The following is a 23,709-nucleotide window of genomic DNA, read 5'->3' on the forward strand; positions in this document are numbered from 1 at the left end:
GACTGGTTCCTTACTTTTGCAGCTTCTACACCGACTCAGTCTTTTAAGCCGTCATGGTCTTTTATCCTGTCACTTTCCTTCTCCTGCTGCTCACCTTCGTGGTGCAGGAGTTCATTCCGGGCATCCCCATGGCGCAGTATGCCACCTTGTTTTTACCGCCGGTATTTTTCTTTGCGGCTTCCGTCGCGGTGCCTTTTCCAGTGATGCTGATCCTGGCGTTCACAACGGGTTTTTTATGGGATGCCCGTTATGTGCCTGGCGTGTTCGAGCCTGTGGGCAAGGCCGCGCATTCACTCATCAGCACGGGTGGAAATTTACCTGAGCTGGACATGGCTGGGGGCGGTTTTGGATTTGGCCTTTCCATTTTGTTGTTCGGTTTGTTAGGCACCTTTTTGCAAGGTGTGAGACCTTTGTTCAAGCGAGGCCGTTTGGAGCTGCCTGTTCTGTTGGTCGGCTTCACCACTTTTGCCTGGTTGTTCAGCGAATACATGGTGATGACCTTTCTGCGCGGCAGTCTGCATTTCCCTACGGCTGTGTGGACGAAGATGATCACCGACACGCTGCTGGCCATGTTGGCCTCCCCACTCATTTTTCTTTTCCTGTATTCCCTGGCGGGTTTGTCACGTTACGAGATCAAATACGAAGGACTGAGGTACTCATTCGATGGTCGTTAAATATCGCTTTCGCCTCTATTTACTCACCCTTGCCATGCTGGGTGGGTTCGGCATTCTCACTTACCGGCTTTGGACGCTGCAAATCGTGCGTCATGAGGAGTTCGTCAATAAAGTGCCGGAAGCCCGGCAACAGCGTGCACGCATCCCTGGTGTTCGCGGCGAGATCAAGGATCGCAACGGCATCGTCTTAGCCACGAATAAAGCGACCTTTGAGGTGCAGGTAAATCTGCGGGAGGTTTACGAAGAGTACGCTCGTCAGTGCAAGGCGCGGAAGGTGGACATCCCCACCGTGCCATTTGAGTACATGGACAATGGCCTGCCACGTAAAAAGCTGGAGCCAGATATTGTCCGCATGTTTCAGGAGCTGATCATCGGACGTCTCAATGAGATGGGCTTGGCTGTGGGATTCAATGCCGAAAAAGATCTGCGCACCCATTACCGCAGTTTTGGGGGCGTTATCCCTTGGGTCTATCGGGATAGTCTGACCTTTTCGGAATTCAGTCGTTTTGCCGAGCATAATCTGGGGCTGCCTGGTGTCACCGTCGCGGAGCGTGGTAGCCGCGTGTATCCGTTTGGGGCCATGGCTTGTCACATTCTTGGTTATGTCAGTTTGCCAGATGATCAGCGTGTGTCGGTAGAAGAACGCAAAGGCTGGGACTATTACATGCCCGATGATTTCGGGGTTGCTGGTGTTGAAAAGAGTTTTGACAAACACCTGCGCGGCAAGCCGGGGGTGCGTACGATGCAGGTCAATGAGCGTGGGCGTCTCGTGGGAGAGGTCAGCTTTGAATCTCCGCGCAAAGGTAATGATGTGCATCTTACCCTGGATGCGCGCATCCAATACATCGCGGAAAAAGCTCTGCGTGATGGCAAGATCGGCCGTGGGTCAGTGGTCGTCATCCAGCCACAGACAGGTGAGGTGCTGGCCATGGCCTCTGTGCCTAGTTATGACACCAATACGTTCATCCCCAGCATCCGCCAGGCAGACTGGGATGTGCTGATGGATAACCGCACCGTGCCTTTGATGAACCGAGCCACGCGCCCCTTTGCGCCAGGTTCCACTTATAAAGTGCCCATCGCTCTGGCGGGTTGTTTGGCAAACATCCAGGACCGCAACTTCAACTGCAGCGGCAGTGTGACCTACGGCAGCAAGCCCATGCAGTGCTGGATCCAGCGCCAGAGTGGTGGTTCCCATGGTTCTCTGGGGCTGAGTGATGCCCTGATGCGTTCCTGCAACTGCTACTTCTACCAGTATGGAAACACCGCTGGCATTGATAACATCACCAAGGTGGGGAAATTGCTAGGCCTTGGCGAGCGCACAGGCATTGAGCTGGATGAAGATGAAGCGGGCATCCTGCCAAATCCGAATTGGCTGCGCCTCAACAGCCCCCAGGAACGCTGGAGCAATGGGTACACCGCAAACACCTCGATTGGTCAAGGGTCGGTATTGGCTTCGCCTTTGCAGATGGCTTCGGTCACTGCGGCAGTGGCATCCGGGAAATCTTTTAAACCACATCTCCTTCATCGCGTCATGGATGGCGAAGAAGTGGTGCTGGACCAAAAGCCGATCCTACGTGCAGATCTGTCTCAGCATTTCAATCCTAAGGCCCTGGAGCTCGTGCGCAAAGGCATGTGGAAAGTGGTGAATGATGCCGGCGGTACGGCTAAGGGCGCACGCATCCCGGGTGTGGAGGTAGCTGGCAAAACGGGCACAGCACAGAACTGGCGCCGCAATGAAAAGAATGTCCGCGTGGTGGATAACCACACGTTGTTCATCAGCTTTGCTCCTTACGTGAATGCTAAATACGCCGTCTGCATCCTGGTGCAGGGGGGGAAATCCGGCGGTGGCTGTGCCGCTCCGGTCGCTCATCGCGTTTTAGAGCAAGCCCTTGCGCTTGAAAATGGCTATCAAGTCACCCCCACTCCACTAGCTCAGGTGGAAGGAAATTTCAATGCCATCGAAGCCGTCACCTATGAGGACCTCGGCGTCCCGCTGGTGGCTGCCGCAGATGAAGATGGTGATACCGGCACCAATGAGCCGGCCAATGAATCTACTGACGAAGCGCCACGCATCCGCAGCGCCCCTAAAATTCGCAGGGAAGCCGACCGTGAAGGGTCATCCGGTGTCAACTCCAACCGTGCGGTTCCAAAAGCCGAGCCTGTCCGCAGAGCTCCGCTATTCAACCGTGGAGAAAGCACCGAAGAACCTTCTGCCCCATCATCCCCTGGTGGTGGATTCTTACGTCGGCTCTTTCGCCAGTAACCTGCCTCATTTCTTAACCCTAACCTGACCTATTTTTTATGCCCCTTGGAATCGTGAAACGAATCAAAGAGTTCATCACCGGAAAAAAAGATCTCAAGAGCGGAACCCGCCTTGTCATCAACTGTGAGAAACTGGAAAACCGTGTGGCCTTGCTGGACAATGGCGTGCTGGAAGAATACACCATTGAGCGCGTGGGAACGAGCACCATCGTGGGCTCCATTTTCAAAGGTCGGGTCAAAAACATCGAGCAAGGCCTGAAGGCCATGTTCATTGACATCGGGCTAGATAAAAATGCCTTCCTGCATTTCTGGGATGCCATTCCAGAAGCTCTTTCCAATCAGGGCATGGAGGAAGTGACCCGTGGCGGAGCGCAGAAAAAGCGCAAGCGCATCGAGGCCAAAGACATCCCCGATCTCTACCCTGTGGGATCTGAAATCATGGTCCAGGTGACCAAAGGCCCCATTGGTAACAAAGGCCCGCGCGTTACCACCAACGTTTCTCTCGCTGGTCGTCTTCTGGTGCTCATGCCGCAGAATGATCAGTTCGGCATCTCCCGCAAAGTGGAGGATCCCAAGGAGCGTGCTCGCCTGCGCAAAATCATCGAGAAGGTGAACCTACCGGAAGGCATGGGCCTCATCATGCGCACGGAAGCCTCTGGCAAACGTGCCCGCCACATCATCCGTGACCTCAGCCTCCTGATTGAGCAATGGAATGACATCGTCGCTAAGCGGGACGGGCAAAAAGCTCCGGTCTGCTGCTTCCAGGAGCCAGAGTTGATCGAGCGCACGGTTCGTGACTTCCTCACGGAAGAGATTGATGAAGTGGCCTGCGATGACCTTGCCACCGTGGAGCGCATGCAGAAGATGGCAGCACAGATTTCGCGTCGGGCGAAAAGCCGCATCACCCATTACCAGGGGCAGACCGCCTTGTTTGAGCACTACGGGATTCAGAAGCAGATTGATAATGCCTTTTATCGCCAAGTCTGGCTGCCCTGCGGTGGTTACATCGTCATTGACCAGACGGAAGCGCTCGTCTCCATTGACGTCAATACTGGCCGGAATAAAGGTGCGAAGGATCAGGATAAACTGCTCCTGGATACCAACATGGAAGCTGCCCAGGAAGTGGCTCGACAACTGCGCCTGCGGAACATGGGCGGGCTCATTGTAGTGGACTTCATTGACATGAAGCACCGCAAAGATCAGCAGGCTGTTTACAAGGCCATGATGGATCACCTCAAGCGTGACAAGGCCAAGACGCAGGTCTTGCCCATCAGTCAGTTTGGCCTCATGGAAATGACCCGCCAGCGTCTCCATGAAAGCCTCAGCAGCGCCCTCTATGAACCATGTCCTTACTGCAAAGGCCATGGCCAGGTGAAGACCACCATGACCATGAGTGTGGAACTCCAGCGCCGCCTCAGTGCCATTCTCGGTCGTGGGAAAGAGGATCAAAAAAGCCTCCTCGTCGTCGTTCACCCCGAAGTCATGCAGCGCCTGAAGACGGAAGATGGAGAACTGCTGGTAGATCTAGAGCGCAAATACGGTGCCCGCCTTACCTTCCGCAGTGATCCCTCTCTGCACCGCGAGGAAATGAAGCTGGCGAATGCCGCCAGTGGGGAAGAAATTCGCAACTGATTGCATTGTCACCACTTTGGATTTGAACGCATTCGGAACTGCCGCTTGTCATAACGCGTATGTCTTCAGCTTCTTCTTCGTCTAAAAAACGACTCATTATCATCATCTCCGGCCTCGTCGCTGCTGCTGTGTTTTACATCGCATGGCAGTATGGCGGCTCTGAGCCTGTGCGCCCTCCTGTGGCTGAAAAGAAGCAGGAGAAGTCTGCCGCCAAGTCGGACATCCAGCCGCTTGCTACCACAGCTCCCATGCCGACAGGACAGCCTGGCACTCAGCTCACCACGGCTGAGGAGGGAGATGTGCTCATTGATGAGATTCTGCGCTCCGAAAAAGAGATTCCTCAAATGGCGCGGGATCTCGCTGAACTGGTGAAGAAACTCAATGGCGAGGCTCAAGTGAATGCCAGCCGTCATTTAGTCAACCTCACCAGTGACGAAGACTACGGCCTTATCGCTGGCCTATTGGTGGATCAGAAAACCAATCCCGAAGTCATTGAAGTCCTCTTTTCAGACCTGATGAATCGGGAGCGCACCCTGCAATTGCCATTGTTCCTGAACATCCTCAAAAATCCTCAGCATCCCCAGAATGAAGAGGTAGAGAATGTGATGCAGATCCTGGCCGGAGAAAATTTTGGCAAGGACATGGCCGCTTGGGAAAAGTGGACCAATGAGGAGTTGAAGACTCTTCAGGCTCAGTAGTGAAACTTGATTTCGATCGTCTGCGGAAACTTTGAACCGTCTTCGTGACAGTGCTGTCTCCCTTCCTGCCTTGCACTCTGCATAGGCATTTGATATCCTCCCGGCTTGCCTTTTTTGCCCCATGAAAAATCCTGAAGAACTCATGCTCATCCCTCACGAGGAGGGATTCCGTGCATGGCGTCTTCGTGGCGGTCAGGCAGCCCAGGCGGACCAAGACGCCCGTTCACGCCGGGGCACCGCTTGGATCGCCCTTCCAGCGCGCAGTCTCGTCACGGTACCGCTGCGTTTTCAGGGGGTAGATCCCTCGCGACGGGAGTCCATGGCGCAGCTCGAACTGGAGGCGGCTGGGTTTGGTAATGAAACGGCTGATTCCAATAACTTCGATGTCTGGAACCTCGGCCAAGATGAGCGGGATCAGCGCTCCATCGGCTTCATTCAGGTAGCCCCCCTCCCAGCGGATGTTTTGGAGGAAGGCAACGATGCGAAATTTGCCCCCTCTGTCGCTTTCCATCAGCTTCAGCCGGGGGAGGCCTTGATCTGGCGTGAAGCAGGTGCGTTGGTTCTTGCCATCCCTCATGAATCGGGAGCCCCTTTGTATTGCCAAGCTTTAGCAGCCCGCATTCTGGATGCGGATGCCGCAGCGGAGATTCGCTGCATTCTCGCTTCTTTAGAACTCGGCGGCCTAACGCCTAATGTGCAATCGCTGGCCGTGGTCAGCTCTGCCCGTGCCGCAGCGCCCACCGAGGTCCCTGTGGAAGGTGAGGCACCGGTGATTTTAGAAGACTTAATCACCGAAGAGTTCACTCAGGATTTAGACCTGCCCGTCACTCTCCGGCAGGAGCAGATCCCCTCCTTGCCAGATCATAGTTCGCGGTTGATCCCCGCACCTGTGGTTAGGCATCGGCAGGATCGTCAGCAGCGTCGCATGGTCATGATGGGGGCCTTGGCCTTTACCTTCGTCCTCATCGCTGCGTTGGGTGCCTTTGCGGCTAGGGTCGCCTTGCGCCAGCATTCTCTGGCCGCAGAAACCCTCCGGCTAGATGCCCTGGAGCCTGAGCTCGTCACCATTCGCGATGCCCAGGCGGCCTGGGAAGACATGCGTCATGCCATCACGCCAGATCTTTATCCGGTCGAGTCTTTGCACCAGTTGGTGCAACTGCTGCCGAATGAAAACATCCGCATCACCCGCTTTGAGATCCGGGAGGATGGCATCATCGTGGAAGGTGTGGCTTCCAGCCTCGGCCACGGCATTGATTTTCGTGAAAAGCTTCTGTCTCACGAAGCCTTCAAACGCTGGACTTGGGATTTTCCCAACCCAACGAACTTGAACGATGGCACCGCCACCTTCCGAGCTGAAGGACGCCCTGCAGAATTGGCCGCCACTGAAACGGAGGTGACCCAGCTATGACCGCGAATGAACAACGTCTCGGGCTGGGTTTAGCCGCCGTCGTGGTAATCGGTGGGGCTTTCATTGGCCTGACGCGTCTGAAGTCTTGGAAACAGACGGTGGACGTGCGTTCCATTGAGGTGGAAACCCGCCGTCTTGAGGCCGATGATCTGCTGGCCCAAAAAGAGTTTTGGAACGAGCGTTTCACCTGGCTCACGGAAAAGCAGCCTGTCTTCACGCGTCGTGGCACGGTGGACACAGATTTTCTTGAGCAACTGGAATCTTCGGCGGATTCACACGGCGTGAAGCTGCCCAAGATTCAGCCGCTGGAGCCGACGGAACGCGCGGGCATCGTCTCTTCCACCTTCAATCTGGAAGCCCATGGTGGCTGGGCGGAAATCAATCAATGGCTGCACGATCTGCAAAAGCCTGAGTCCTACATCAGCATCCCATCGCTGACGATGACGCCTAACAATGATGATACGACCCAGGTCATCGTGAACATGAACATCCAGAAATGGTTTCGCCTTCCACCCCTATGAAAAGGCTACTTACATTTCTATTCTTGGGCTCCTTGACACTCAGTGCTTTGGCTCAAGAAGTCGTCAGTGAATCCGATGCGCCTGTGGCTGAAGCGGCCTCAGGCGAAGCCCCGGTCTCCATCCCTCCCACCGCAGCAGATGTGTTGAGCGAAGAAGTCATTCCCAAAGCTTTCGCCAACACGCGTTATCAGGCCACCTGGAGCAGCAATCCCTTTTTGCGCAAGACCGTCGTCTCCAACAATCCCACCATTGATTGGTCCAACGACTGGGCACTGGCGGGAATGTATAAAAGCACCACAGGGAAGATCACCATCAGCCTGCAAAATAAACAGACGGCTGAATTCAAACGTGTAACGAGTGATGCGGATGCCAACAGCGAGTTCAAATTGATCTCAGCCAACTTCAATCGCAATCGCACCGAAGCCTCAGTGGACCTTGAGAAGGATGGCAAAAAAGCCACGCTCAAGTATGATGACAATCTCACCTCCCGGCCCGTCACCGTGAGCAATACCTTCAAAGCGCCTGCGGGGGGGCAGCCTGGGGCTGCCCAGGGAAATCCCAATCTGCGCACTCCTCAGCCTGGCCAGGCCGGACAGCAGCCAGGGCAGCTCGGCCAACCGGTGAATGTCACGGCCCCGCGTGGCACCGTTCAGCCTGGTGGCATTCAGCCGGGGATTCAGCCCGGTGCTGTGCCCACTGCGGGCCAGCCAGCAACCGCCCCCACCATTTCTCGTCGTCGTCAGTTGATCCCTGCACCTGTGTCCCCGCCCGCCGCACAGCCGCAGTAAGCCTTTAGCCTGCCTAACTTCATGATCGTTTCTTTTCGCCGCATTCTTTTGGCTGCCTGCCTGGCCCCTGTGACGGCCCTCCTGGCTCAGATTCCGCCCCAGGCTCGTCCCACGAATCCAAACGCCGTTCCTCCGCCAGGAGCTGCTGGATTCAATCGTCCCCGGCCTAATGTCCCGCCCACAGGTGGTAACCAGGCCCGTCCCGCTGGCGGTGGAAATGCGGCCGCAACCGGAGAGGAACGCCCTGCCATCCGCCCGGAAGATGCCATCAAGCCGGGAGGCGGCGTAGAACTGCAATTCCCAAACACGCCGCTGTCTCAGATCCTCCTCGTTTATGAGGATCTCACCGGATTAAAAATCATTCGCGATGCCGCCATTGAGCAGGTGACGGTCTCCATCGAGACCACGGGTGAATTGCCCAAAGACCGGGCCATCATGTTCATCGAAAAGAGCCTTTTGCTCAATGGTTACTCCTTCGCGCCTGCTGGCGAGGGCATGGTCAAAATCTTGGGTGAAGGCAAGAAAGCCCAGGCTGAAGGTGCGCCCCTTTTTGAGGCGGCGTCTGATCTGCCTGAGACGGATCAGGTGGTGAGCTTCGTCGCCATTCTAAAGTATCTCTCCCCGGATGATGCGGTGAAAGCAATTGACCAAATCATTCCTCGCCACAGCTACGGCGTTATCACCACGGTGCCCAATGCCAAAGCCCTCGTCATTGTCGAAAACAGCAACACCATCCGCTCCATCCTTGCTTTGCTCGAGCGTCTGGATGTGAAACCTGGTGCCACCGTGACCAAGCGGATTCAGCTCGTTCGCTCGGATGCGGAAGATGTGAAAAAGGCGCTGGATGAAATCTTAGGCCTGGATGAAAAAGAGGGGGGGGCAAATGGCAGCACCGGAGGTCGTGCCACCGCCACACCCGCGCTCGGCCAGCAGCCCGGCGGCATTCCGCAGCAGCTAGCAGCTCTGCCTGGCAGTGTGGATGGCTCGACCGCAGCGGAGGTAAAGCCGAAAATTCTCTCCATTCCACGCACCAACCGTCTGCTGGTTATCGCCATGCCTGAGACGCTGACTTACATCGAGACTCTTGTGGAAGAGCTGGATGCGGCCTCGGAGCTCCGCACCTTTGTTTCTCGCACGCTGAATTATCTAGGCGTCGAAGCGGCCATGGGCATCATCAGTGACGCCATTGCCCGCACGGAAGGGGAAGACTCCGGCTCTGGCAGCAGTGGTGGCGTCAATAGTCTGGGCCAGCCTAACAACTCATCGAACAATCGGAACGGCACCACGGGAACCTCCAGCAATGGCACCGGCGGCAGTGGCCTTTTTGGCAATAGCCTGAGTGGCTCCAATAGTGGCAGCAGCAGCTTTGGCGGCAGCGGTGGTTTCGGTAGCAGCAGTGGCGGTGGCCTTTCTGGCGGAAGTGGCGGCTTTGGTTCTGGCGGTGGAAATCTACAGCCCCTGCGGCCTAACAATGGACCGCGTTCTTTGGTCATCGGGAAGACACTGCTCATCAGTGATCCCACGGCGAATTCCATCTTTGCTTCTGGCCCGCCCGAGCATCTTCGGGTGCTCAATGAGATCCTGGATGAATTGGATCGTCGTCCTCAACAGATTCTCATCTCTGCCGTGATCGGTGAAGTCCAGCTTGGTAAAGACGAGTCCTTTGGTATCGAGACGCTTTTCCGTGCTCGCAACAATGCCACCTCCACAGGCGCCACCCGCGGTATCGCTTCCCAGTTGGGGAACTCCATCGCCCCACTCAATCCCCGCACGGCCATCAGTTTGACGGATCTTGCGGCGCGCAGTGGCCTGACTTTTTACGGCGGTATTCGTGAAGGCGTGGACATCATTGTGAATGCGCTGGATAGCCGCACGGATTTCAAAGTCATCTCTCGCCCATCCGTCTTCACGATGAACAACACGGCTGCCAATATCAGCAGCGGTTCATCCTTCCCCATCGCCACTTCCACTCAGGGATTCGTCGGCGGCGGTGCCAACAATGGTCTGCTTTCCAACGTCCAGTATCAGGATGTGGTGCTCAGCCTGAACATCATTCCTCTGATCAATTCTCCCGATGAACTGACGCTGCAAATCTCTCAGGAAAACAGCGAAGTGGCAGGCAGCACAGAGATCGCTGAAAACACCTACCCCGTCTTGACCAAGCAGCAGCTCAATACGGTGGTGATGTGCAAAAACAACTCCACAGTCCTTTTGGGCGGCCTCATCCGCGAGAGTGATGAGAAGAACAAGGTTAATGTGCCCTTCCTCTCAAATGTGCCCATTCTGAAGTATCTGACGGGCTCCACCAGCGATGAAAAAGATCGCCGCGAACTGCTCATCTTCATTGAGCCGCGCATCGTGGAAACGATGCATGATCTGCCGCCGACAGCACAGGACGGTGCTGGTAACAGCCCCTTCGGACGTGAAACCATGGAATTCTTTGATAGCGAGAAAAAAATGGATCGTGAGGCTGCCGCTATGGCCAAGCAGTCTGTCTTGCAGCCTGTGAAGCGCAATCGTGTCAAAGAACTCGTCCGGAAACTTTTCCGCCGGGGAGATCCTGATATCGAACGGCCAGCACCTATGGCCTCGGAGTAGTCAGGGTCGCCTATCGGCTCAGATAATCCGTCACGGCAGGGAAATCTCGCCGCCACTCCCGCACCGTTGCGGGGTGGATTTCAGCCTTGAGGATCTTTTCACCATCTGACGCATCTGCCACGATGACACCGTGGGGATCCACCAACACGCTACGACCACAGTAGCTGTATTGTGGCTCCTGCCCGCAGCGGTTCACCCCTAACACATAGGCTTGATTTTCGATGGCGCGAGCTTGGAGCAGGGTTAGCCAGTGCTGGATGCGGCGCGCCGGCCAGGCGGCTATGTAGATCAACACCTCGGCACCCTGCTTGAGGGCTGAACGGGCTAGCTCGGGGAAGCGCAGATCGTAACACACGAGCGGGGCCATCTTTAGCCCTTGCCATTCAAACACGAGCGTTTCCTTTCCTGGAGTGTGTGCGGCAGATTCCCCTCCCAGGCTGAAAGGGTGGATCTTTGTATATCGGGCTAGCTCGCTCCCATCTGGGCCGATCACCAGTGCCTGATTGTCGCCTTGGCCTTGTGTATTCTGAGTTACCAGCCCTCCTAAAACGGTGCATTGCCACTGCTGCGCCAGGGTCTTCAAAAAGATCTCCGTTTCCCCCGCGAGGGCTTCGGCTGTAACCGTCAGTTCACAACTAAATCCGGTGGCGAACATTTCCGGTAAAACGATGAGGGACCCAGCTACGGGAGGGGCGGTGGAGAGCAAGGCCTGAACTTTGGCAAAGTTGGCCTGTTTATTTTCCCAGATGGAGTCGAGCTGGAGGGCATAGATGTTCATGAAGGAACGTGCAGGATGGTGAAGAATGTTGAACTATTTTCATGACCGTAATAGTCCCAACGGAGAACACAACAAGGCGCACAAGCTTTTTAATTCCTACTTGACGAGTATATTTACAAAGCATAGGAATACGCCACGGATAGACCGATTTCCTCCACGTGGAGGTATCGCACCTTGATCGCCCTTTTCCTCATGATCGCACTCCTCTTTCGCAGGCTCACCCAGCTCTGGAAGATTACCCCAGCTTTGACCCTTGCTGGTTTCTTTTTGATCATGCCTTACCTAGCCGCTGAGGACGGGCAAGCGAGTTACTATCGCGCACCCAAGAGCTACAGCACCACGCGCGACCCTGACGTGCCGAAGTATGCCACTCAGGCCTCGAAATCAGGCTGGAGCACTCTAAAGGAGGCAGACTGGTTGGATCTCGGTTTGGACTATCGTTTCCGTTACGAATACCGGGACGATGATCTCCGCCGCAGTGAGGTGGGCCTGGATGACCCTCTCCTTCATCGTACCCGAGCTTACTTGGGAGTTCGTGAAGTGCTGGACCCTTTTCGTTTCGCGGTGGAGATGCAGGACTCTCGCCGATACAATAGCCATTACCCGAGGGATAACCGAGATGTGAATGAGTTCGAGATCATCCGTCTTTATGCTGAACTGTATTTTGAAAATGCTCTGGGTAAAGATGCTTTGGGCAATGACCGCCCTGTAAGCCTGCGTTATGGCATTCATAACTTTGAGTTTTTAGACCGTCGTCTCATCGGGAATAACCAATGGCGTAATACGGCCAATACGTTTCAAGGTTTTCATGGCACCCTTGGGCAGGAGCGGAATGATTGGCAGTTAGACTTGCTCGCAGTGCAGCCTCTGAACCGCCTGAAATATGACTGGGACAGGCCCGTGGAGCAGCAGTGGATGTATGCCGCGATCGGTCATTGGCGGCGCTGGTCAGACATCATTACGCTGGAGCCCTACTACCTCGCCCTCAGCCAGTCTGCCCATGACGATGTACAAGAAAGGCTGGTCCATTCCCCCGGTCTTCGTGGTTATGGTGTGATGGGGAAAACGGGCTTTGATTATGATTTCAATCTGGTTTATCAATTCGGCCGGAATGGCTCGCAAGATGTCCAGGCTTATGCAGGCACGGCGGAAGTGGGATACAGTTTCAAACACTCTTGGCAGCCGCGCTTTAGCCTGTTTTATGGTTATGCCAGCGGGGACGAAGATCCCAATGACAATGAAGACAACCGTTTCGAGCGCTTCTTTGGTTTTGGTCGTCCGTGGTCGGCCAATGACTACATAGTTTATGAAAACATCAGCACACCGAAGCTGCGTCTTGAGCTGACACCTTCTAAAAAAGTGCGCATGGATCTAGGCTACAGTTTCTACTGGTTGGCCAGTGATACGGACCGCTTTTCTGCGGCGAATCTTCGGGACCGCCAGGGCCAGAGTGGCAGCATGATCGGCCATGAATTCGATGGGCGTATCCGCTGGCAAGTGACACCGAAAGTGGAGGCGATCCTCGGTTACGCCCACTTCACCGCAGGAGACTTTACCCGCGGGCAAGGTCGCCCACAGGACACTGACTTTGCCTATCTCGAGATCAGCCTCAAAGCTTTCTAACCATTTTTGCTTCAATCCTCATCAACCCAACTCTACCTCATGAATCGCAGACACTTTCTTTCCACCCTCGGTGCCGCTGGTCTTTCTGCCTGCGGCAAAAAACCTGCGGATGCGAATGCCGCCGTACGTTTTGGGCATTTCCCTAACATCACTCACATCCAGGGGCTGGTAGCTCATGCCTTGAGCCGTCAGGGGAAGGGCTGGTTTGAGCCACGCCTGGGCGTGCCGGTGGAGTGGTTCGTTTACAATGCGGGACCTTCTGCCACGGAGGCCATCTTTGCTCGCTCACTGGATGTCACCTACATCGGCCCTAGTCCCGTGCTGAATGCGTATGCTAAATCAAAGGGGACGGAGATTCGCGTCCTGTCTGGGGCAGCCACCGGGGGCAGTGCCCTGGTGGTGCGGCCTGAGGCAAATATCCAGACACCAGCGGATTTCAAAGGCAAGCGCATCGCCACTCCACAGTTAGGCAATACCCAGGATGTGCAGCTTCGTGCTTGGTTGTCAGACAATGGCATTAAAGTGACCGCCACGGGCGGCGAGGCTTCCGTGTTGCCCACGCAGAACCCGGATCAACTCGCGCTTTTCATCAAACGGGACATTGATGCTGTATGGACGGTGGAACCATGGGTGAGCCGCCTGGAGCTTGAAGCGGGGGGGAAGATCTTTGTCGAAGATAAAGGCACCTTTGCCACCATCCTAGCCTCCAGTGTGGCCTTTTTGAAGGACCGCCCAGAACTGGCGAAGAAACTGGTGGCAGCGCATGAGGAGCTGACAGAATGGATTCAAAAAAATCCATTGGAAGCTCGCAAACTCATTCAGTCTGAATTGAAGGAACTCACCACCAAAGCTCCAGGTGAAGAGTTGCTTGATCGTGCCCTGCCACGGGTGCTGCTGAATACGGAAGTGAATCGGGCAGGTCTGGATGAAATGGTGATTTCGGCACAAAAAGCAGGATTTCTCAAAGATATCCCTTCACTCGACGCTTTGTTGCCGCAACTTTGATCTGAATTCATGAGTATCCAAGACAAGCTGGGAGATTCCAGCACAGCCAAACTGAGCATTAAAAATGTCTCCAAGCTTTTTCGTGGAGCCCGGCAGACCGTTACAGCGCTGGAAGACATCAATCTGGAAGTAGAAGATGGCGAATTTGTCTGTCTTCTGGGGGCCAGTGGTTGTGGTAAAAGCACATTGCTGAACCTGATTGCAGGCTTGGAGAAACCAACGGAGGGGACGATCCAATCGGATGGTCAGGACATCACAGGTCCTGGGCGGCAGCGCATGGTCATGTTCCAAGAGCATGCGCTTTTCCCTTGGCTGGATGTGATTGGAAATGTGCTTTTTGGGCTCAATTTGAAACCAGGCCTGACCCAGGATGATCGGCGGGAACTGGCCATGTTTTATCTCAAACTGGTGGGGCTGGAAAAGTTCTCCCAGTCAAACATTCATGAGCTCTCTGGCGGGATGAAACAGCGCGTGGCTCTGGCCCGTGCCTTAGCACCGAACCCTCAGGTGCTGCTGATGGATGAGCCCTTTGCAGCCTTGGATGCCATGACTCGCGAGCAGCTCTATGCAGATCTTCAAAACATCCAGCAAAAGCGCCGCAAGACTGTGATCTTCGTCACCCACAACGTGCGTGAAGCCGTTTGTCTGGGGGACCGTGTCTTGCTCTTCACGCCGCGCCCAGGTCGCATTCACAATGAGTATCGCATCACCCTGCCACGTGCGCGTGACATCAATGATGTGGCTGTGGCCCAACTCGCCAGCACCATCACCGCCGACCTTAAAAAACACACCCCTTCTGCATGATCCGCGTTATTCGTTCTCTTGGTTTTTTCTTTTTGCTCATTGTCCTGTGGGAGGCAGCTTCACGTGCGGGGTGGTGGTCCCCCGTCCTCGTTCCAGCCCCTTTAGCCATCGGTGAATATCTCATCACGGCGGTCAAAGACGGATCTTTGTTTGAGGCGGGTTGCGTGACAATGAAGCGTCTTTTGGTAGGTTATGTTGTGGGTTTGGCGGCGGGTATTCCTTTGGGACTGCTGACCGCTCGGTTTCGCTTCGCGGCGGATACGTTGGGCGTGTTGGCTCTCGGACTTCAGACTTTGCCCAGCGTGTGCTGGGTGCCGCTGGCGCTGTTATGGTTTGGTCAGACAGAATCGGCCATGCTTTTCATTGTCATCATGGGTACTTTGTGGGCGGTCTTGCTGGCCACGGATCACGGCATTCGCCAGATTCCCCCTATTTATCGCAGGGCAGCTTCTACCATGGGTTCGGGCGGGCTGCACCTGCTCTGGCACGTGCTCCTGCCTGCCAGCCTGCCGCATTTGGTCAGTGGCATGAAGCAGGGCTGGGCCTTTGCCTGGCGCTCGCTGATGGCAGCGGAAATTTACGTCACGGTTCTGACAGGTTTTGGTCTCGGTCATTTGCTACATTACGGGCGTGAACTCCAGGCCATGGATCAAGTGGCGGCGATCATGCTGGTGATCCTCATCGTGGGTTTTGCCGCAGATAAACTTCTGTTCAGCCCCTGGGAGTCCTTCCTGCGGCGTCGCTGGGGTCTGGTGTGAATGAAGATCTGGTGCCAGGCCTTTCATTCAGCATGGCTTTTTGAGAGGCTCTGGCTTAGGGATCGCCATGGCCCAATACATCGTCCAGCCAGGGGATAACCCCACCAAGATTGCCAGGAAATTTGGCCTGATATTGGCGCAGTTTCAGCAGGCGAATCCTGGCCTCTGTGAGTATGGGACGAATCACTGTCAGGTGCTCTTTCCAGGCCAGATTCTCCAGGTGACTGGGACTGTCACTGGGCAGCCGATGGGTATACCGGCCCAGCCCGTGAGTTTTAATGCCCCGCCCCCGTGGATGCAGATCGCCATCATGGAGCAGGGGGTGCAGGAATGGGGTAGCGGGAAAGACAACCCGCGCATTTTGGAGTATCTCAGCAGTGTCGGCATCGGCGGTAGTCTGCTGAAAGACGAGACGGCCTGGTGTGCTGCCTTTGCCTTTTGGTGCCTGTGGAAGTCTGGCTACCCAGGGCAGAAGAGTGGCCGGGTTTCAGACTGGTGGGGCTGGGGGCGCCCCGTGGCAGCGACTTACGGGGCAGTTTGCCTGCTGCAACCTTTGACGGTGGACCAGGCCAGCAGTGGGCACATAGGTTTTCTCCATGCGATGGATGATAAAAATGTGTGGCTGCTGAGCGGGAACTCCGCAAATCAAGTTCGCATCAGCGCGTATCCGAAGAGCAAGCTCATCCACAACGCCCCTTACCGCTGGCCCTTTTAATCAAGCTCATGACTCCTGAATTGCCCGTTACCATTCGTCATTATCGTCCGGAAGATCTGGAAATCTTGCGCCAAATCACCGTGGATTCCTTTGGCGCTGTGGCTCTGGATCAAATGCTGGAAGATCGCCTGGGCATGTGGAATGAACGGGACTGGAAGGCGCGCAAGGCCGATAACATCAATGACGACTGCACGGTGAATCCGGAAGGCTGTTTCGTGGCAGAGCGTGGTGGCCAGATCCTGGGTTACATCACCACCCGGGCGGACCCTGTCAATTCCGTGGGGCGCATCCCAAATTTAGCCGTGGTGGAAGCGGCGCGTGGCCTAGGTCTAGGGCGTCGGCTCATTCACCATGCGCTGGATTACTTTCGCGACCAGGGATTGCGAGTGGCGAAGATAGAAACCATGGCCTCTAACGTCATTGGCCAAAATCTTTACCCAAGCTGTGGTTTTGAGGAAATCGGTCGGCAGGTGCATTTTGCCATGAAGCTCTGACAACGTGTGGTGATGAAAGCTGGAGAATCCCTTTCCTGTTTGAACAACGGGCAAATGCGGTCAGTCTGTGCCTGGGTCACGTATAATTGATTGTTATGAATGCAAAATCCCTTTTTCGAATCTGTCAGGCGGCGGCCTGCCTAGCAGTGGCGCTCGGATTGGTGAGCTGCGCCTCCCCTGTGGAGCGTCGTATCGCCAGCAATCCCACCTTGTATAACAAACTTTCAGACAGTGATAAAGTACTGGTCAATCAAGGTCGTATCCGGGAAGGCATGACCAAGGAAAGCGTCTTCCTCTCCTGGGGGCGGCCAGATCAAGTCTCTGAAGGCAGCCAAAAAGGCACAAAGATTGAGAAGTGGATCTATGTGGGCACCCAGCCCGTGTACACCCAGAGCTACGGCCTCGGTTGGGGCGGCGGGTACGGGTATGGCTGGGGCAGGGGATTTGGCCGGGGTTACGGCTACTACGGTGCCTGGGACCCTTACTGGGGAGGTTACGGCCCCACTGTTACTTACGTTCCCTACAAGGCGGCTTCGGTCTCCTTCCGGGGGAATCGGGTCACGGAATACATTCGCGGACCGCAGTAAGGTGTCTTTAAATGAAAAACCGCAGATGAAAATCTGCGGTTTTTTGTGTGTCCAAACGGGGGAGTCATTCTCCTCCCACTTGCCGCCGAACCGTCGTGCCCGGATTCATGAGGTCATCGCGTTCCAGTCCTGTAAGTTTTTGTAGGCGGCTCAGCATCCAAAACAGCAAGCCCATGGTCACGCCTAACATTGGCACGCCGATGACGATGAAGCCTACCCAATTTTGCCGACCGATGGCCTGCGTGTAAGCCTCCGTGCCGGGAACGGTGCCTTTTAGGTAATAGAGCACCAGCATGGCATTGGCAGCGGCAGAGATGAGCATTGTGCCTGCCAAGGCCCATGAAGCTTGCTTCAGCAATGCCTGGAAAGAGTCTTTGAGCGCATCTGTGGTTAGGCGGCTGTTGAGCAGGTCGTGATTGATCACTTGAGGGTTGAGCAGCAGTTCTGATACCAGGGGTTTGCCCCACAAAAAACTGAGGGGAAAAGCCAAGCCCAGAAAAATGGGAAAAGCGGCCTCTTTGGCTGCAAACCAGCCTGCACTGAGATTCAGCAGGCCCAGACCACCCGTCACCATGATGGCGATGAGGCCTAAGATGGAAAAGAAATTGAGCCCACGTTTGTTGATGAAACAGTAAATGCCAAAGCCGAGCGGTAGTAACAAGGCCACTACGAGCGCCCAGGCGGGTCCCAAGCGATCCGGCTTGCTCAAGGACTCCAGCACCACCGAGGGAAGGATGATGGTCAGTAGGAGATCGGCGAGTGGATTGGGCTGTTCTTGGTTAGGCGAAGGCATGAGAAAACGTGATAAGACTTAAAGTTAGCGCTCTGAGGATCAGCGCTTTGGAGATCCATTTTAGAGCAGGGAGCTATCGTCCTCCCTTTCCAGTTTCCCCACCTTCTTTTTGATGGTTTCCAGTTGGACGGTCATCTCATGCAGGGCTTTGAGGCAGTCTCCCATGGTTTCTGCGCTTTGAAGATGGGGCAGGGCAGGGTGGATCTTCATGAACTGAAGGGCGACGGTTTTGCAGGCATCACGGATCTGCTGAATGGCTTCGGGGCGTGTCATAAAGTGGGAATGGAGGGCTGAAACGAGGGTTTGCCAAGCTGAGGCCGAGGTTTTCTTGAACTTTGATGAAAAACAGAGCAAATTGTCTTTGACAGGAAGGCGAGGCCAACTACTCTCAACCCACTTTTTCAACAAAAGAAGCCGGGGTGTATTGTCGCCTGACGTCATCAGGATAGACAGTGGGTCCCGGTTTTGTTGTCGAAAGAGGAGGAGATTCTTCGCGAGTCGCCGCCGGATAAATTTTGCTGATGTAGCTCAGTGGTAGAGCACGTCCTTGGTAAGGACGAGGTCGAGGGTTCAAATCCCTCCATCAGCTCCAGCGGAGTCATGCTCAGGAATCGCCGTTACACGACAAACGAACAAGAAGTCCTAGCGCACTAAACTCACCTCAACTCATGGCTAAAGAAGCATTCCAACGCAACAAGCCGCACGTGAACATTGGCACCATCGGCCACGTTGACCACGGCAAAACCACGCTTACCGCTGCAATCACGACCACCCTCGCAACTAAGGGTTTTGCAGAAGCGAAGAATTATGCTGATATCGATGCGGCGCCTGAAGAAAAGGCACGTGGTATCACCATCAACACCGCTCACGTGGAATACCAGACCGACAAGCGTCACTACGCTCACGTTGACTGCCCAGGACACGCTGACTATGTGAAAAACATGATCACCGGCGCTGCCCAGATGGACGGTGCGATCTTGGTTTGCTCTGCTGCCGACGGCCCGATGCCACAGACTCGCGAGCACATCCTGCTTGCTCGTCAGGTGGGCGTGCCTGCCATCGTGGTCTTCCTGAACAAGGTTGACATGGTGGACGACGCTGAACTCCTCGACCTCGTCGAAATGGAAGTTCGCGACCTCCTTTCCAAGTATGAATTCCCAGGTGATGACATCCCGATCGTCAAAGGCTCCGCTCTGAAGGCCCTCGAAGGCGACGAAGAGCAGCGCGCTAATATCTACAAGCTCATGGATGCTGTGGATGCCTACATCCCGCTTCCTGAGCGTCCGATCGACCAGGACTTCCTCATGCCAGTCGAAGACGTGTTCGCGATCGAAGGTCGTGGCACCGTTTGCACCGGCCGTGTTGAGCGTGGTATCGTCAAGAAAATGTCCGAAGTCGAAATCATCGGCATTCGCGACACGATCAAGACCACCGTCACCGACATCGAAATGTTCCGCAAGCTGCTCGACGAAGGTCGTGCTGGCGACAACGTGGGCCTTCTGCTTCGCGGCGTGAAGAAGACCGACATTGAGCGCGGTCAGGTCATTGCAAAGCCGGGTTCTGTGAAGCCTCATAAGAAGTTCCAGGCTGAGATCTACGTTCTTTCCAAGGACGAAGGTGGCCGTCACACTCCTTTCTTCAACAACTATCGCCCACAGTTCTACTTCCGCACGACGGACGTGACTGGTAGCGTGACCCTACCTGAAGGTGTTGAAATGGTGATGCCTGGTGACAACGTCTCGATCACCGTCGAGCTGATCACCCCGATCGCCATGGAAAAGACCATCCGCTTCGCCATCCGTGAAGGTGGCAAGACTGTGGGTGCCGGCCGTGTTGCCGACATCCTTGACTAATCTGCGTATTATTGTTTGCTTGTCGTAGCCGTCGTGAAATCTGGCGCACAGATTTTGCGGCGGCCCCTTCATCGGGAGGCAAGTCGAGCAAATCGCAACTCGCTGGAAAAATAGCTTTCAGGTCAGTAGCTCAGTTGGTAGAGCGGCGGTCTCCAAAACCGCGTGTCGGGGGTTCGAGTCCCTCCTGGCCTGCCATTTTTCCTTCTTTTAGATTAGAATTTTCCGTTGACGCCCGATTCACATGAGCCGCTTCCGCACCTATCTTGGTGAAGTTTACATTGAACTCAAAAAAGCAAATTGGCCGTGGGACCCTAAAGAAAAGGGTTTTGCGAAGTACAAGGAGCTCATTGATTCAACCATCGTTGTTTTCATTGCAATGATCTTGCTCGGTGCCTTCGTGGCCTTTTTTGATACTGCTTTGCGTGGGGCTTTTGACGCTCTGGCTAAGTGGGTCGCCGGCTGATTACAGCCACCTTTCTATTTAATTTAATTCCACCGATTGACTATATGGGAGCTATCCCCGCCCCTCGCGATCAATGGTACGTGATTCACGTGCGTTCCGGCTTCGAACAGAAGGTCCGTGACAGCATGGTCCGCCGTATCCAGACAGAAGAGATGGGTGATTACATCTACGAAGTGCTTGTGCCTACGGAGCGTGTCTCCGAGGTGAAAAAGGGCAAGCGTTCGGAGACCAATCGGAAATTTTTCCCCGGTTATGTGATCGCCAACTGTTACCTGCTCAATGAGCACAACCAGCTGGTGGACAGGACCTGGTATTTTGTGAAGGAGACCGATGGTGTCCTAAACTTTGCTGGTACTAAAGACCACCCCATCCCCATGCGTCAGCGTGAAGTGGACGGCATGCTGGCTCAGGTACGTGATAAAGATGACTCCGTTGTGCCGAAGATCGCCTTCACCGTGGGTGACAGCGTTCGTGTGGCCGATGGTCCGTTCGAAAGCCAGACGGGCATCATTGAAGAAATTGATCCTGAGCGCGGCGTGCTGCGTGTCTCAGTGAACATTTTCGGTCGTTCCACTCCGGTGGATCTCGAATACTGGCAGGTCGAGAAGGCCTGATGCCAACCCGGCAGTCCTAATTTTTGCAGGGCTGCTTTCTTTTAATCTCAAGCAAGCGAACAAAAAACATGGCCAAAGAAATCGTCAAATTCATCAAGCTCCAGATCAAAGCTGGTGCTGCTAACCCCGCTCCGCCCATCGGTCCTGCGCTCGGTCAGGCTGGCGTGAACATCATGGCTTTCTGCAAGGAGTTCAATGCTGCGACTCAGAAGTCCAGTGGTGATGTCCTCCCAACCGTGATCACGGTTTACAAAGACAAGAGCTTCACCTTCATCACCAAGCAGCCTCCTGCTTCTAACATCTTGAAGAAGATCGCTAACATTGCCTCTGGCTCTGGCGAATCTGCCAAGAAGAAGGTGGCGAAGATCACCAAGGCCCAGCTCCTGGAAGCCACCAAAATGAAGCTGGTGGACCTGAATACTCCCGACCTTGAGCGTGCCTCACGCATCATGGCAGGCACCGCCCGCCAGATGGGCATCGAAGTCATTGATTAATCCAACCGCAGGAGAACGGTTTTCGTTCGACAGCACTGCAAGCATCCCATGATCACAAGAAGCAAAAGATACAAGAAAGCTGCCGAGATGGTTCCGGCAGGAAAGATCTTCTCACTCGAAGAAGCCGCTGAACTCGTGCGCAAACTCCCTGGCACGAAGTTCAATCAGACCGTAACTCTCTCCTTTCACATGGGTGTGGACCCGAAGAAAGGCGACCAGATGGTTCGTGGTACTTGCCCACTTCCTCACGGTTCCGGTAAAAGCGTTCGTGTGGCTGTTTTCGCCACGGGTGCTGCTGCTGATGCTGCCAAAGCCGCCGGCGCTGAAGTGGTCGGTTATGAAGACGTCATTGCTCAGGTGAAAGAAGGCAAAATGGATTTCGATGTCGCCATCGCTACTCCAGCCGCCATGAATGAAGTTCGTAAACTTGGTAAGCAGCTCGGACCTCGCGGTTTGATGCCCAACCCAAGAACCGGCACGGTGACAGACGATGTCGCTGGCGCTGTGAAAGCGGTGAAGGCTGGTCGAGTGGATTTCAAGCTTGATAAGAACGGCAACATTGCCGCCACCATCGGCAAGGTTGAATTCGACGTCACCTCCCTTGCTGAGAACGGCAGTGCCCTCATTGACGCGATTGTCCGCGCCAAGCCCGCTTCCGCTCGCGGTAAATATGTGCAGAGCATCACGCTCGCTTCCACGATGTCACCTGCGCTGCGCATTGATGTCTCCAAATACGTGAAACTGTAATTCCTGAGGAACGACACCCATGAAAGCTGAAAAGACACTCCTCATTGACGACCTTCTTACCCGGGTCAATGCCTCTCCCTTCCTCTTCGTTGTGGATTACACCGGTCTGACCGTGGATAAGTTCGCTGAGCTGCGTAAGCGCCTGGCGACTACCGGCGCTGAGATCCACGTGTTCAAAAACACGCTGGTTAAGAAGGCTGCTGAACGCGCTGGCTACCCAGAAGAACTTGGCACACACCTCACTGGCCAGAGCGCCTACGTGATGGGTGCCCAAGACGTCTGCGCTGCCGCGAAGATCATGAAGAACTTCGCCGCTGAGTTCACCAAGCCTAAAATCAAGGCTGGCGTGCTCGATGGCAACCTCCTCGACGCTGAAGGCATCAAGGTCCTCGCTGACCTGCCTTCCAAAGAAACTCTCCAGGCCCAGTTGCTTGGCGTGCTTCAGGCCCCTGCTTCCAAGCTGGTCCGCCTCCTCAACGAGCCTGCTGCCTCCCTGGCACGCGTGCTCAAGGCCAAAGGCGACGCCGCCGCAGCCTAAACCCCACCCCTTTGATCAGATGGCTCCATCGCTGGAGCCTGAACGCAACATCCAATGGTTCCTTGCCGGAGCGAAAGCTTTCTCTCTTAAATCACTCGATGCTTCGAGAAACGGCGATACCGACACACTATTATGGCAGACCTTACAAAAATCGTTGAAGAACTGAGTGGCCTTACGGTCCTCGAAGTCGCAGAACTCGTCAAGTCCCTCGAAGAGAAGTGGGGCGTCAGCGCCGCTGCTCCTGTCGCTGTTGCCGCCGCTGGCGGTGCTGCAGCTCCTGCTGCTGCTGCTGAAGAGAAGACTGAGTTCGACGTCATCCTCGTTGATGGCGGCGCTAACAAAATCTCCGTGATTAAAGAAGTGCGCGGTGTTGTTCCTGGTCTCGGCCTGGCTGAAGCGAAGAAGCTCGTTGAGAGCGCTCCGCAGAAGGTCAAGGAAGGTGCCAAGAAAGAAGAAGCTGAAGAGATCAAGAAGAAGCTCGAAGCTGCCGGCGCCAAAGTGGAGATCAAGTAACCTCCCATCCTTTCCCGAGTGTCGCCCTTGCGGTGACACTCGGCTGAAAGGAGTCTTTCCAAAGAACTTCCTTTCTGAAAAAATCCAATTTCCGCATGCCCCGCCTACTGGTTCGCATTTCCTCCGCTGCACGAAGCTCCTGCTTCGGAAACGAGGGTGCCACACCGGACTCGGGCTTCGTAATATCTATTTCACCGCCTGAACGGGGACTTCGGTCTGCGTTCTCGCTTCGTCATTTTCACGCTGAATCCATCGATCACCAGGCTGGCTGCCCGGTTTTTTGATCCTCAGTGTCCGCAGGTTTACCCCCTGCACCCCGCCACCGCCGTTGCCACCCCGTCGTCTCCCT

At 55.1% G+C, this 23,709-nt stretch carries 25 protein-coding genes and 2 tRNA genes; 24 read left to right on the forward strand and 3 right to left on the reverse strand.

What is annotated here, in order from left to right; genetic code table 11:
• Nucleotides 1–53: 53 nt before the first annotated feature.
• The 8 genes from HNQ64_RS06000 (at nucleotide 54) to HNQ64_RS06035 (ending at nucleotide 10,581) form a co-directional block, all read left to right on the forward strand.
• Nucleotides 54–674, forward strand: a complete 621-nt coding sequence (locus HNQ64_RS06000) for a hypothetical protein (RefSeq protein ID WP_184206467.1) — start codon at nucleotides 54–56, stop codon at nucleotides 672–674.
• Entirely contained in the window at nucleotides 664–2,937 is a 2,274-nt protein-coding gene (gene mrdA, locus HNQ64_RS06005; protein ID WP_184206469.1) for a penicillin-binding protein 2, read from the forward strand. The genes HNQ64_RS06000 and mrdA overlap by 11 nt, the downstream gene beginning before the upstream one ends.
• A 38-nt stretch (nucleotides 2,938–2,975) precedes the next feature.
• The gene (locus HNQ64_RS06010) at nucleotides 2,976–4,568 is read left to right on the forward strand and encodes an Rne/Rng family ribonuclease (protein WP_184206471.1); all 1,593 of its coding nucleotides are present in this window, start codon (nucleotides 2,976–2,978) and stop codon (nucleotides 4,566–4,568) included.
• A gap of 59 nt (nucleotides 4,569–4,627) precedes the next feature.
• A complete protein-coding gene (locus HNQ64_RS06015; RefSeq protein WP_184206473.1) occupies nucleotides 4,628–5,266 on the forward strand; it encodes a hypothetical protein in 639 nt (212 codons plus the stop codon).
• Between the two features lie 121 nt (nucleotides 5,267–5,387).
• Nucleotides 5,388–6,674, forward strand: a complete 1,287-nt coding sequence (locus HNQ64_RS06020; protein ID WP_184206475.1) for a hypothetical protein — start codon at nucleotides 5,388–5,390, stop codon at nucleotides 6,672–6,674.
• Nucleotides 6,671–7,195, forward strand: coding sequence for a hypothetical protein (locus tag HNQ64_RS06025; RefSeq protein WP_184206477.1), 525 nt, complete (start codon nucleotides 6,671–6,673; stop codon nucleotides 7,193–7,195). Before HNQ64_RS06020 ends, HNQ64_RS06025 begins: the two co-directional genes overlap by 4 nt.
• Nucleotides 7,192–7,983 (forward strand): hypothetical protein, encoded by a 792-nt coding sequence (locus HNQ64_RS06030; RefSeq protein WP_184206479.1) that lies wholly within the window; start codon nucleotides 7,192–7,194, stop codon nucleotides 7,981–7,983. The genes HNQ64_RS06025 and HNQ64_RS06030 overlap by 4 nt, the downstream gene beginning before the upstream one ends.
• A 21-nt stretch (nucleotides 7,984–8,004) precedes the next feature.
• Nucleotides 8,005–10,581: a secretin N-terminal domain-containing protein gene (locus HNQ64_RS06035; RefSeq protein ID WP_184206481.1), complete on the forward strand. Its 2,577-nt coding sequence runs from the start codon at nucleotides 8,005–8,007 to the stop codon at nucleotides 10,579–10,581.
• Between the two features lie 10 nt (nucleotides 10,582–10,591).
• Here HNQ64_RS06035 and HNQ64_RS06040 read toward each other — a convergent pair whose 3' ends face one another.
• Nucleotides 10,592–11,359 carry a carbon-nitrogen family hydrolase gene (locus tag HNQ64_RS06040; RefSeq protein WP_184206483.1) on the reverse strand — a complete coding sequence of 256 codons (768 nt, stop codon included), beginning with the start codon at nucleotides 11,357–11,359 and terminating at the stop codon, nucleotides 10,592–10,594.
• Between the two features lie 192 nt (nucleotides 11,360–11,551).
• Between HNQ64_RS06040 and HNQ64_RS06045 the strand changes: the two genes are divergently transcribed.
• The 7 genes from HNQ64_RS06045 (at nucleotide 11,552) to HNQ64_RS24120 (ending at nucleotide 17,345) form a co-directional block, all read left to right on the forward strand.
• Nucleotides 11,552–12,982, forward strand: coding sequence for an alginate export family protein (locus HNQ64_RS06045; protein WP_184206485.1), 1,431 nt, complete (start codon nucleotides 11,552–11,554; stop codon nucleotides 12,980–12,982).
• A gap of 39 nt (nucleotides 12,983–13,021) precedes the next feature.
• Nucleotides 13,022–13,987, forward strand: coding sequence for an ABC transporter substrate-binding protein (locus HNQ64_RS06050; protein ID WP_184206487.1), 966 nt, complete (start codon nucleotides 13,022–13,024; stop codon nucleotides 13,985–13,987).
• A 9-nt stretch (nucleotides 13,988–13,996) separates the two neighbouring features.
• Nucleotides 13,997–14,791 carry an ABC transporter ATP-binding protein gene (locus HNQ64_RS06055; protein WP_184206489.1) on the forward strand — a complete coding sequence of 265 codons (795 nt, stop codon included), beginning with the start codon at nucleotides 13,997–13,999 and terminating at the stop codon, nucleotides 14,789–14,791.
• Entirely contained in the window at nucleotides 14,788–15,549 is a 762-nt protein-coding gene (locus HNQ64_RS06060; protein WP_184206491.1) for an ABC transporter permease, read from the forward strand. The genes HNQ64_RS06055 and HNQ64_RS06060 overlap by 4 nt, the downstream gene beginning before the upstream one ends.
• A 67-nt stretch (nucleotides 15,550–15,616) precedes the next feature.
• Nucleotides 15,617–16,264 carry a C40 family peptidase gene (locus HNQ64_RS06065; RefSeq protein ID WP_184206494.1) on the forward strand — a complete coding sequence of 216 codons (648 nt, stop codon included), beginning with the start codon at nucleotides 15,617–15,619 and terminating at the stop codon, nucleotides 16,262–16,264.
• 8 nt (nucleotides 16,265–16,272) lie between these two features.
• Nucleotides 16,273–16,758 (forward strand): GNAT family N-acetyltransferase, encoded by a 486-nt coding sequence (locus HNQ64_RS06070; RefSeq protein ID WP_184206496.1) that lies wholly within the window; start codon nucleotides 16,273–16,275, stop codon nucleotides 16,756–16,758.
• A 95-nt stretch (nucleotides 16,759–16,853) separates the two neighbouring features.
• Nucleotides 16,854–17,345 carry a hypothetical protein gene (locus HNQ64_RS24120; protein ID WP_281382880.1) on the forward strand — a complete coding sequence of 164 codons (492 nt, stop codon included), beginning with the start codon at nucleotides 16,854–16,856 and terminating at the stop codon, nucleotides 17,343–17,345.
• A gap of 64 nt (nucleotides 17,346–17,409) precedes the next feature.
• Here HNQ64_RS24120 and HNQ64_RS06080 read toward each other — a convergent pair whose 3' ends face one another.
• Together HNQ64_RS06080 and HNQ64_RS06085 are read right to left on the reverse strand one after the other, a co-directional pair.
• Nucleotides 17,410–18,138 (reverse strand): VC0807 family protein, encoded by a 729-nt coding sequence (locus tag HNQ64_RS06080; RefSeq protein ID WP_184206498.1) that lies wholly within the window; start codon nucleotides 18,136–18,138, stop codon nucleotides 17,410–17,412.
• A gap of 60 nt (nucleotides 18,139–18,198) precedes the next feature.
• Nucleotides 18,199–18,411, reverse strand: a complete 213-nt coding sequence (locus tag HNQ64_RS06085) for a hypothetical protein (protein WP_184206500.1) — start codon at nucleotides 18,409–18,411, stop codon at nucleotides 18,199–18,201.
• A gap of 244 nt (nucleotides 18,412–18,655) precedes the next feature.
• On the opposite strand from HNQ64_RS06085, the gene HNQ64_RS06090 reads away from it, so the two are divergent.
• From HNQ64_RS06090 to rplL, 9 genes are all read left to right on the forward strand, one after another.
• Nucleotides 18,656–18,730: transfer RNA gene (locus HNQ64_RS06090), tRNA-Thr, on the forward strand.
• Between the two features lie 76 nt (nucleotides 18,731–18,806).
• Complete coding sequence (tuf, locus tag HNQ64_RS06095) at nucleotides 18,807–19,991, forward strand: elongation factor Tu (protein ID WP_184206502.1); 1,185 nt, start codon at nucleotides 18,807–18,809, stop codon at nucleotides 19,989–19,991.
• A gap of 119 nt (nucleotides 19,992–20,110) precedes the next feature.
• Nucleotides 20,111–20,186: transfer RNA gene (locus HNQ64_RS06100), tRNA-Trp, on the forward strand.
• A 46-nt stretch (nucleotides 20,187–20,232) separates the two neighbouring features.
• The gene (locus HNQ64_RS06105) at nucleotides 20,233–20,454 is read left to right on the forward strand and encodes a preprotein translocase subunit SecE (RefSeq protein ID WP_184206504.1); all 222 of its coding nucleotides are present in this window, start codon (nucleotides 20,233–20,235) and stop codon (nucleotides 20,452–20,454) included.
• Nucleotides 20,455–20,498: 44 nt separating this feature from the next.
• Nucleotides 20,499–21,068, forward strand: a complete 570-nt coding sequence (gene nusG / locus HNQ64_RS06110; protein ID WP_184206506.1) for a transcription termination/antitermination protein NusG — start codon at nucleotides 20,499–20,501, stop codon at nucleotides 21,066–21,068.
• 68 nt (nucleotides 21,069–21,136) lie between these two features.
• Nucleotides 21,137–21,562 carry a 50S ribosomal protein L11 gene (gene rplK / locus HNQ64_RS06115; protein WP_184206508.1) on the forward strand — a complete coding sequence of 142 codons (426 nt, stop codon included), beginning with the start codon at nucleotides 21,137–21,139 and terminating at the stop codon, nucleotides 21,560–21,562.
• Between the two features lie 48 nt (nucleotides 21,563–21,610).
• Nucleotides 21,611–22,309 carry a 50S ribosomal protein L1 gene (gene rplA, locus HNQ64_RS06120; RefSeq protein ID WP_184206509.1) on the forward strand — a complete coding sequence of 233 codons (699 nt, stop codon included), beginning with the start codon at nucleotides 21,611–21,613 and terminating at the stop codon, nucleotides 22,307–22,309.
• Nucleotides 22,310–22,328: 19 nt separating this feature from the next.
• On the forward strand, nucleotides 22,329–22,847 hold the full coding sequence (rplJ, locus tag HNQ64_RS06125; RefSeq protein WP_184206511.1) for a 50S ribosomal protein L10: 519 nt from the start codon (nucleotides 22,329–22,331) through the stop codon (nucleotides 22,845–22,847).
• A gap of 132 nt (nucleotides 22,848–22,979) precedes the next feature.
• On the forward strand, nucleotides 22,980–23,360 hold the full coding sequence (gene rplL, locus HNQ64_RS06130; RefSeq protein ID WP_184206513.1) for a 50S ribosomal protein L7/L12: 381 nt from the start codon (nucleotides 22,980–22,982) through the stop codon (nucleotides 23,358–23,360).
• The last annotated feature ends 349 nt before the right edge of the window (nucleotides 23,361–23,709 follow it).

Source organism: Prosthecobacter dejongeii (assembly GCF_014203045.1).
In the GTDB taxonomy this organism is placed as follows: Bacteria; Verrucomicrobiota; Verrucomicrobiia; order Verrucomicrobiales; family Verrucomicrobiaceae; genus Prosthecobacter; species Prosthecobacter dejongeii.

Bases quoted from the DNA above. Each gene is read 5' to 3' on its own strand.
- HNQ64_RS06000 (WP_184206467.1), top strand. From the start codon at position 54: ATGGTCTTTTATCCTGTCACTTTCCTTCTCCTGCTGCTCACCTTCGTG.
- mrdA (WP_184206469.1), top strand. From the start codon at position 664: ATGGTCGTTAAATATCGCTTTCGCCTCTATTTACTCACCCTTGCCATG.
- HNQ64_RS06010 (WP_184206471.1), top strand. From the start codon at position 2,976: ATGCCCCTTGGAATCGTGAAACGAATCAAAGAGTTCATCACCGGAAAA.
- HNQ64_RS06015 (WP_184206473.1), top strand. From the start codon at position 4,628: ATGTCTTCAGCTTCTTCTTCGTCTAAAAAACGACTCATTATCATCATC.
- HNQ64_RS06020 (WP_184206475.1), top strand. From the start codon at position 5,388: ATGAAAAATCCTGAAGAACTCATGCTCATCCCTCACGAGGAGGGATTC.
- HNQ64_RS06025 (WP_184206477.1), top strand. From the start codon at position 6,671: ATGACCGCGAATGAACAACGTCTCGGGCTGGGTTTAGCCGCCGTCGTG.
- HNQ64_RS06030 (WP_184206479.1), top strand. From the start codon at position 7,192: ATGAAAAGGCTACTTACATTTCTATTCTTGGGCTCCTTGACACTCAGT.
- HNQ64_RS06035 (WP_184206481.1), top strand. From the start codon at position 8,005: ATGATCGTTTCTTTTCGCCGCATTCTTTTGGCTGCCTGCCTGGCCCCT.
- HNQ64_RS06040 (WP_184206483.1), bottom strand. From the start codon at position 11,359: ATGAACATCTATGCCCTCCAGCTCGACTCCATCTGGGAAAATAAACAG.
- HNQ64_RS06045 (WP_184206485.1), top strand. From the start codon at position 11,552: ATGATCGCACTCCTCTTTCGCAGGCTCACCCAGCTCTGGAAGATTACC.
- HNQ64_RS06050 (WP_184206487.1), top strand. From the start codon at position 13,022: ATGAATCGCAGACACTTTCTTTCCACCCTCGGTGCCGCTGGTCTTTCT.
- HNQ64_RS06055 (WP_184206489.1), top strand. From the start codon at position 13,997: ATGAGTATCCAAGACAAGCTGGGAGATTCCAGCACAGCCAAACTGAGC.
- HNQ64_RS06060 (WP_184206491.1), top strand. From the start codon at position 14,788: ATGATCCGCGTTATTCGTTCTCTTGGTTTTTTCTTTTTGCTCATTGTC.
- HNQ64_RS06065 (WP_184206494.1), top strand. From the start codon at position 15,617: ATGGCCCAATACATCGTCCAGCCAGGGGATAACCCCACCAAGATTGCC.
- HNQ64_RS06070 (WP_184206496.1), top strand. From the start codon at position 16,273: ATGACTCCTGAATTGCCCGTTACCATTCGTCATTATCGTCCGGAAGAT.
- HNQ64_RS24120 (WP_281382880.1), top strand. From the start codon at position 16,854: ATGAATGCAAAATCCCTTTTTCGAATCTGTCAGGCGGCGGCCTGCCTA.
- HNQ64_RS06080 (WP_184206498.1), bottom strand. From the start codon at position 18,138: ATGCCTTCGCCTAACCAAGAACAGCCCAATCCACTCGCCGATCTCCTA.
- HNQ64_RS06085 (WP_184206500.1), bottom strand. From the start codon at position 18,411: ATGACACGCCCCGAAGCCATTCAGCAGATCCGTGATGCCTGCAAAACC.
- tuf (WP_184206502.1), top strand. From the start codon at position 18,807: ATGGCTAAAGAAGCATTCCAACGCAACAAGCCGCACGTGAACATTGGC.
- HNQ64_RS06105 (WP_184206504.1), top strand. From the start codon at position 20,233: ATGAGCCGCTTCCGCACCTATCTTGGTGAAGTTTACATTGAACTCAAA.
- nusG (WP_184206506.1), top strand. From the start codon at position 20,499: ATGGGAGCTATCCCCGCCCCTCGCGATCAATGGTACGTGATTCACGTG.
- rplK (WP_184206508.1), top strand. From the start codon at position 21,137: ATGGCCAAAGAAATCGTCAAATTCATCAAGCTCCAGATCAAAGCTGGT.
- rplA (WP_184206509.1), top strand. From the start codon at position 21,611: ATGATCACAAGAAGCAAAAGATACAAGAAAGCTGCCGAGATGGTTCCG.
- rplJ (WP_184206511.1), top strand. From the start codon at position 22,329: ATGAAAGCTGAAAAGACACTCCTCATTGACGACCTTCTTACCCGGGTC.
- rplL (WP_184206513.1), top strand. From the start codon at position 22,980: ATGGCAGACCTTACAAAAATCGTTGAAGAACTGAGTGGCCTTACGGTC.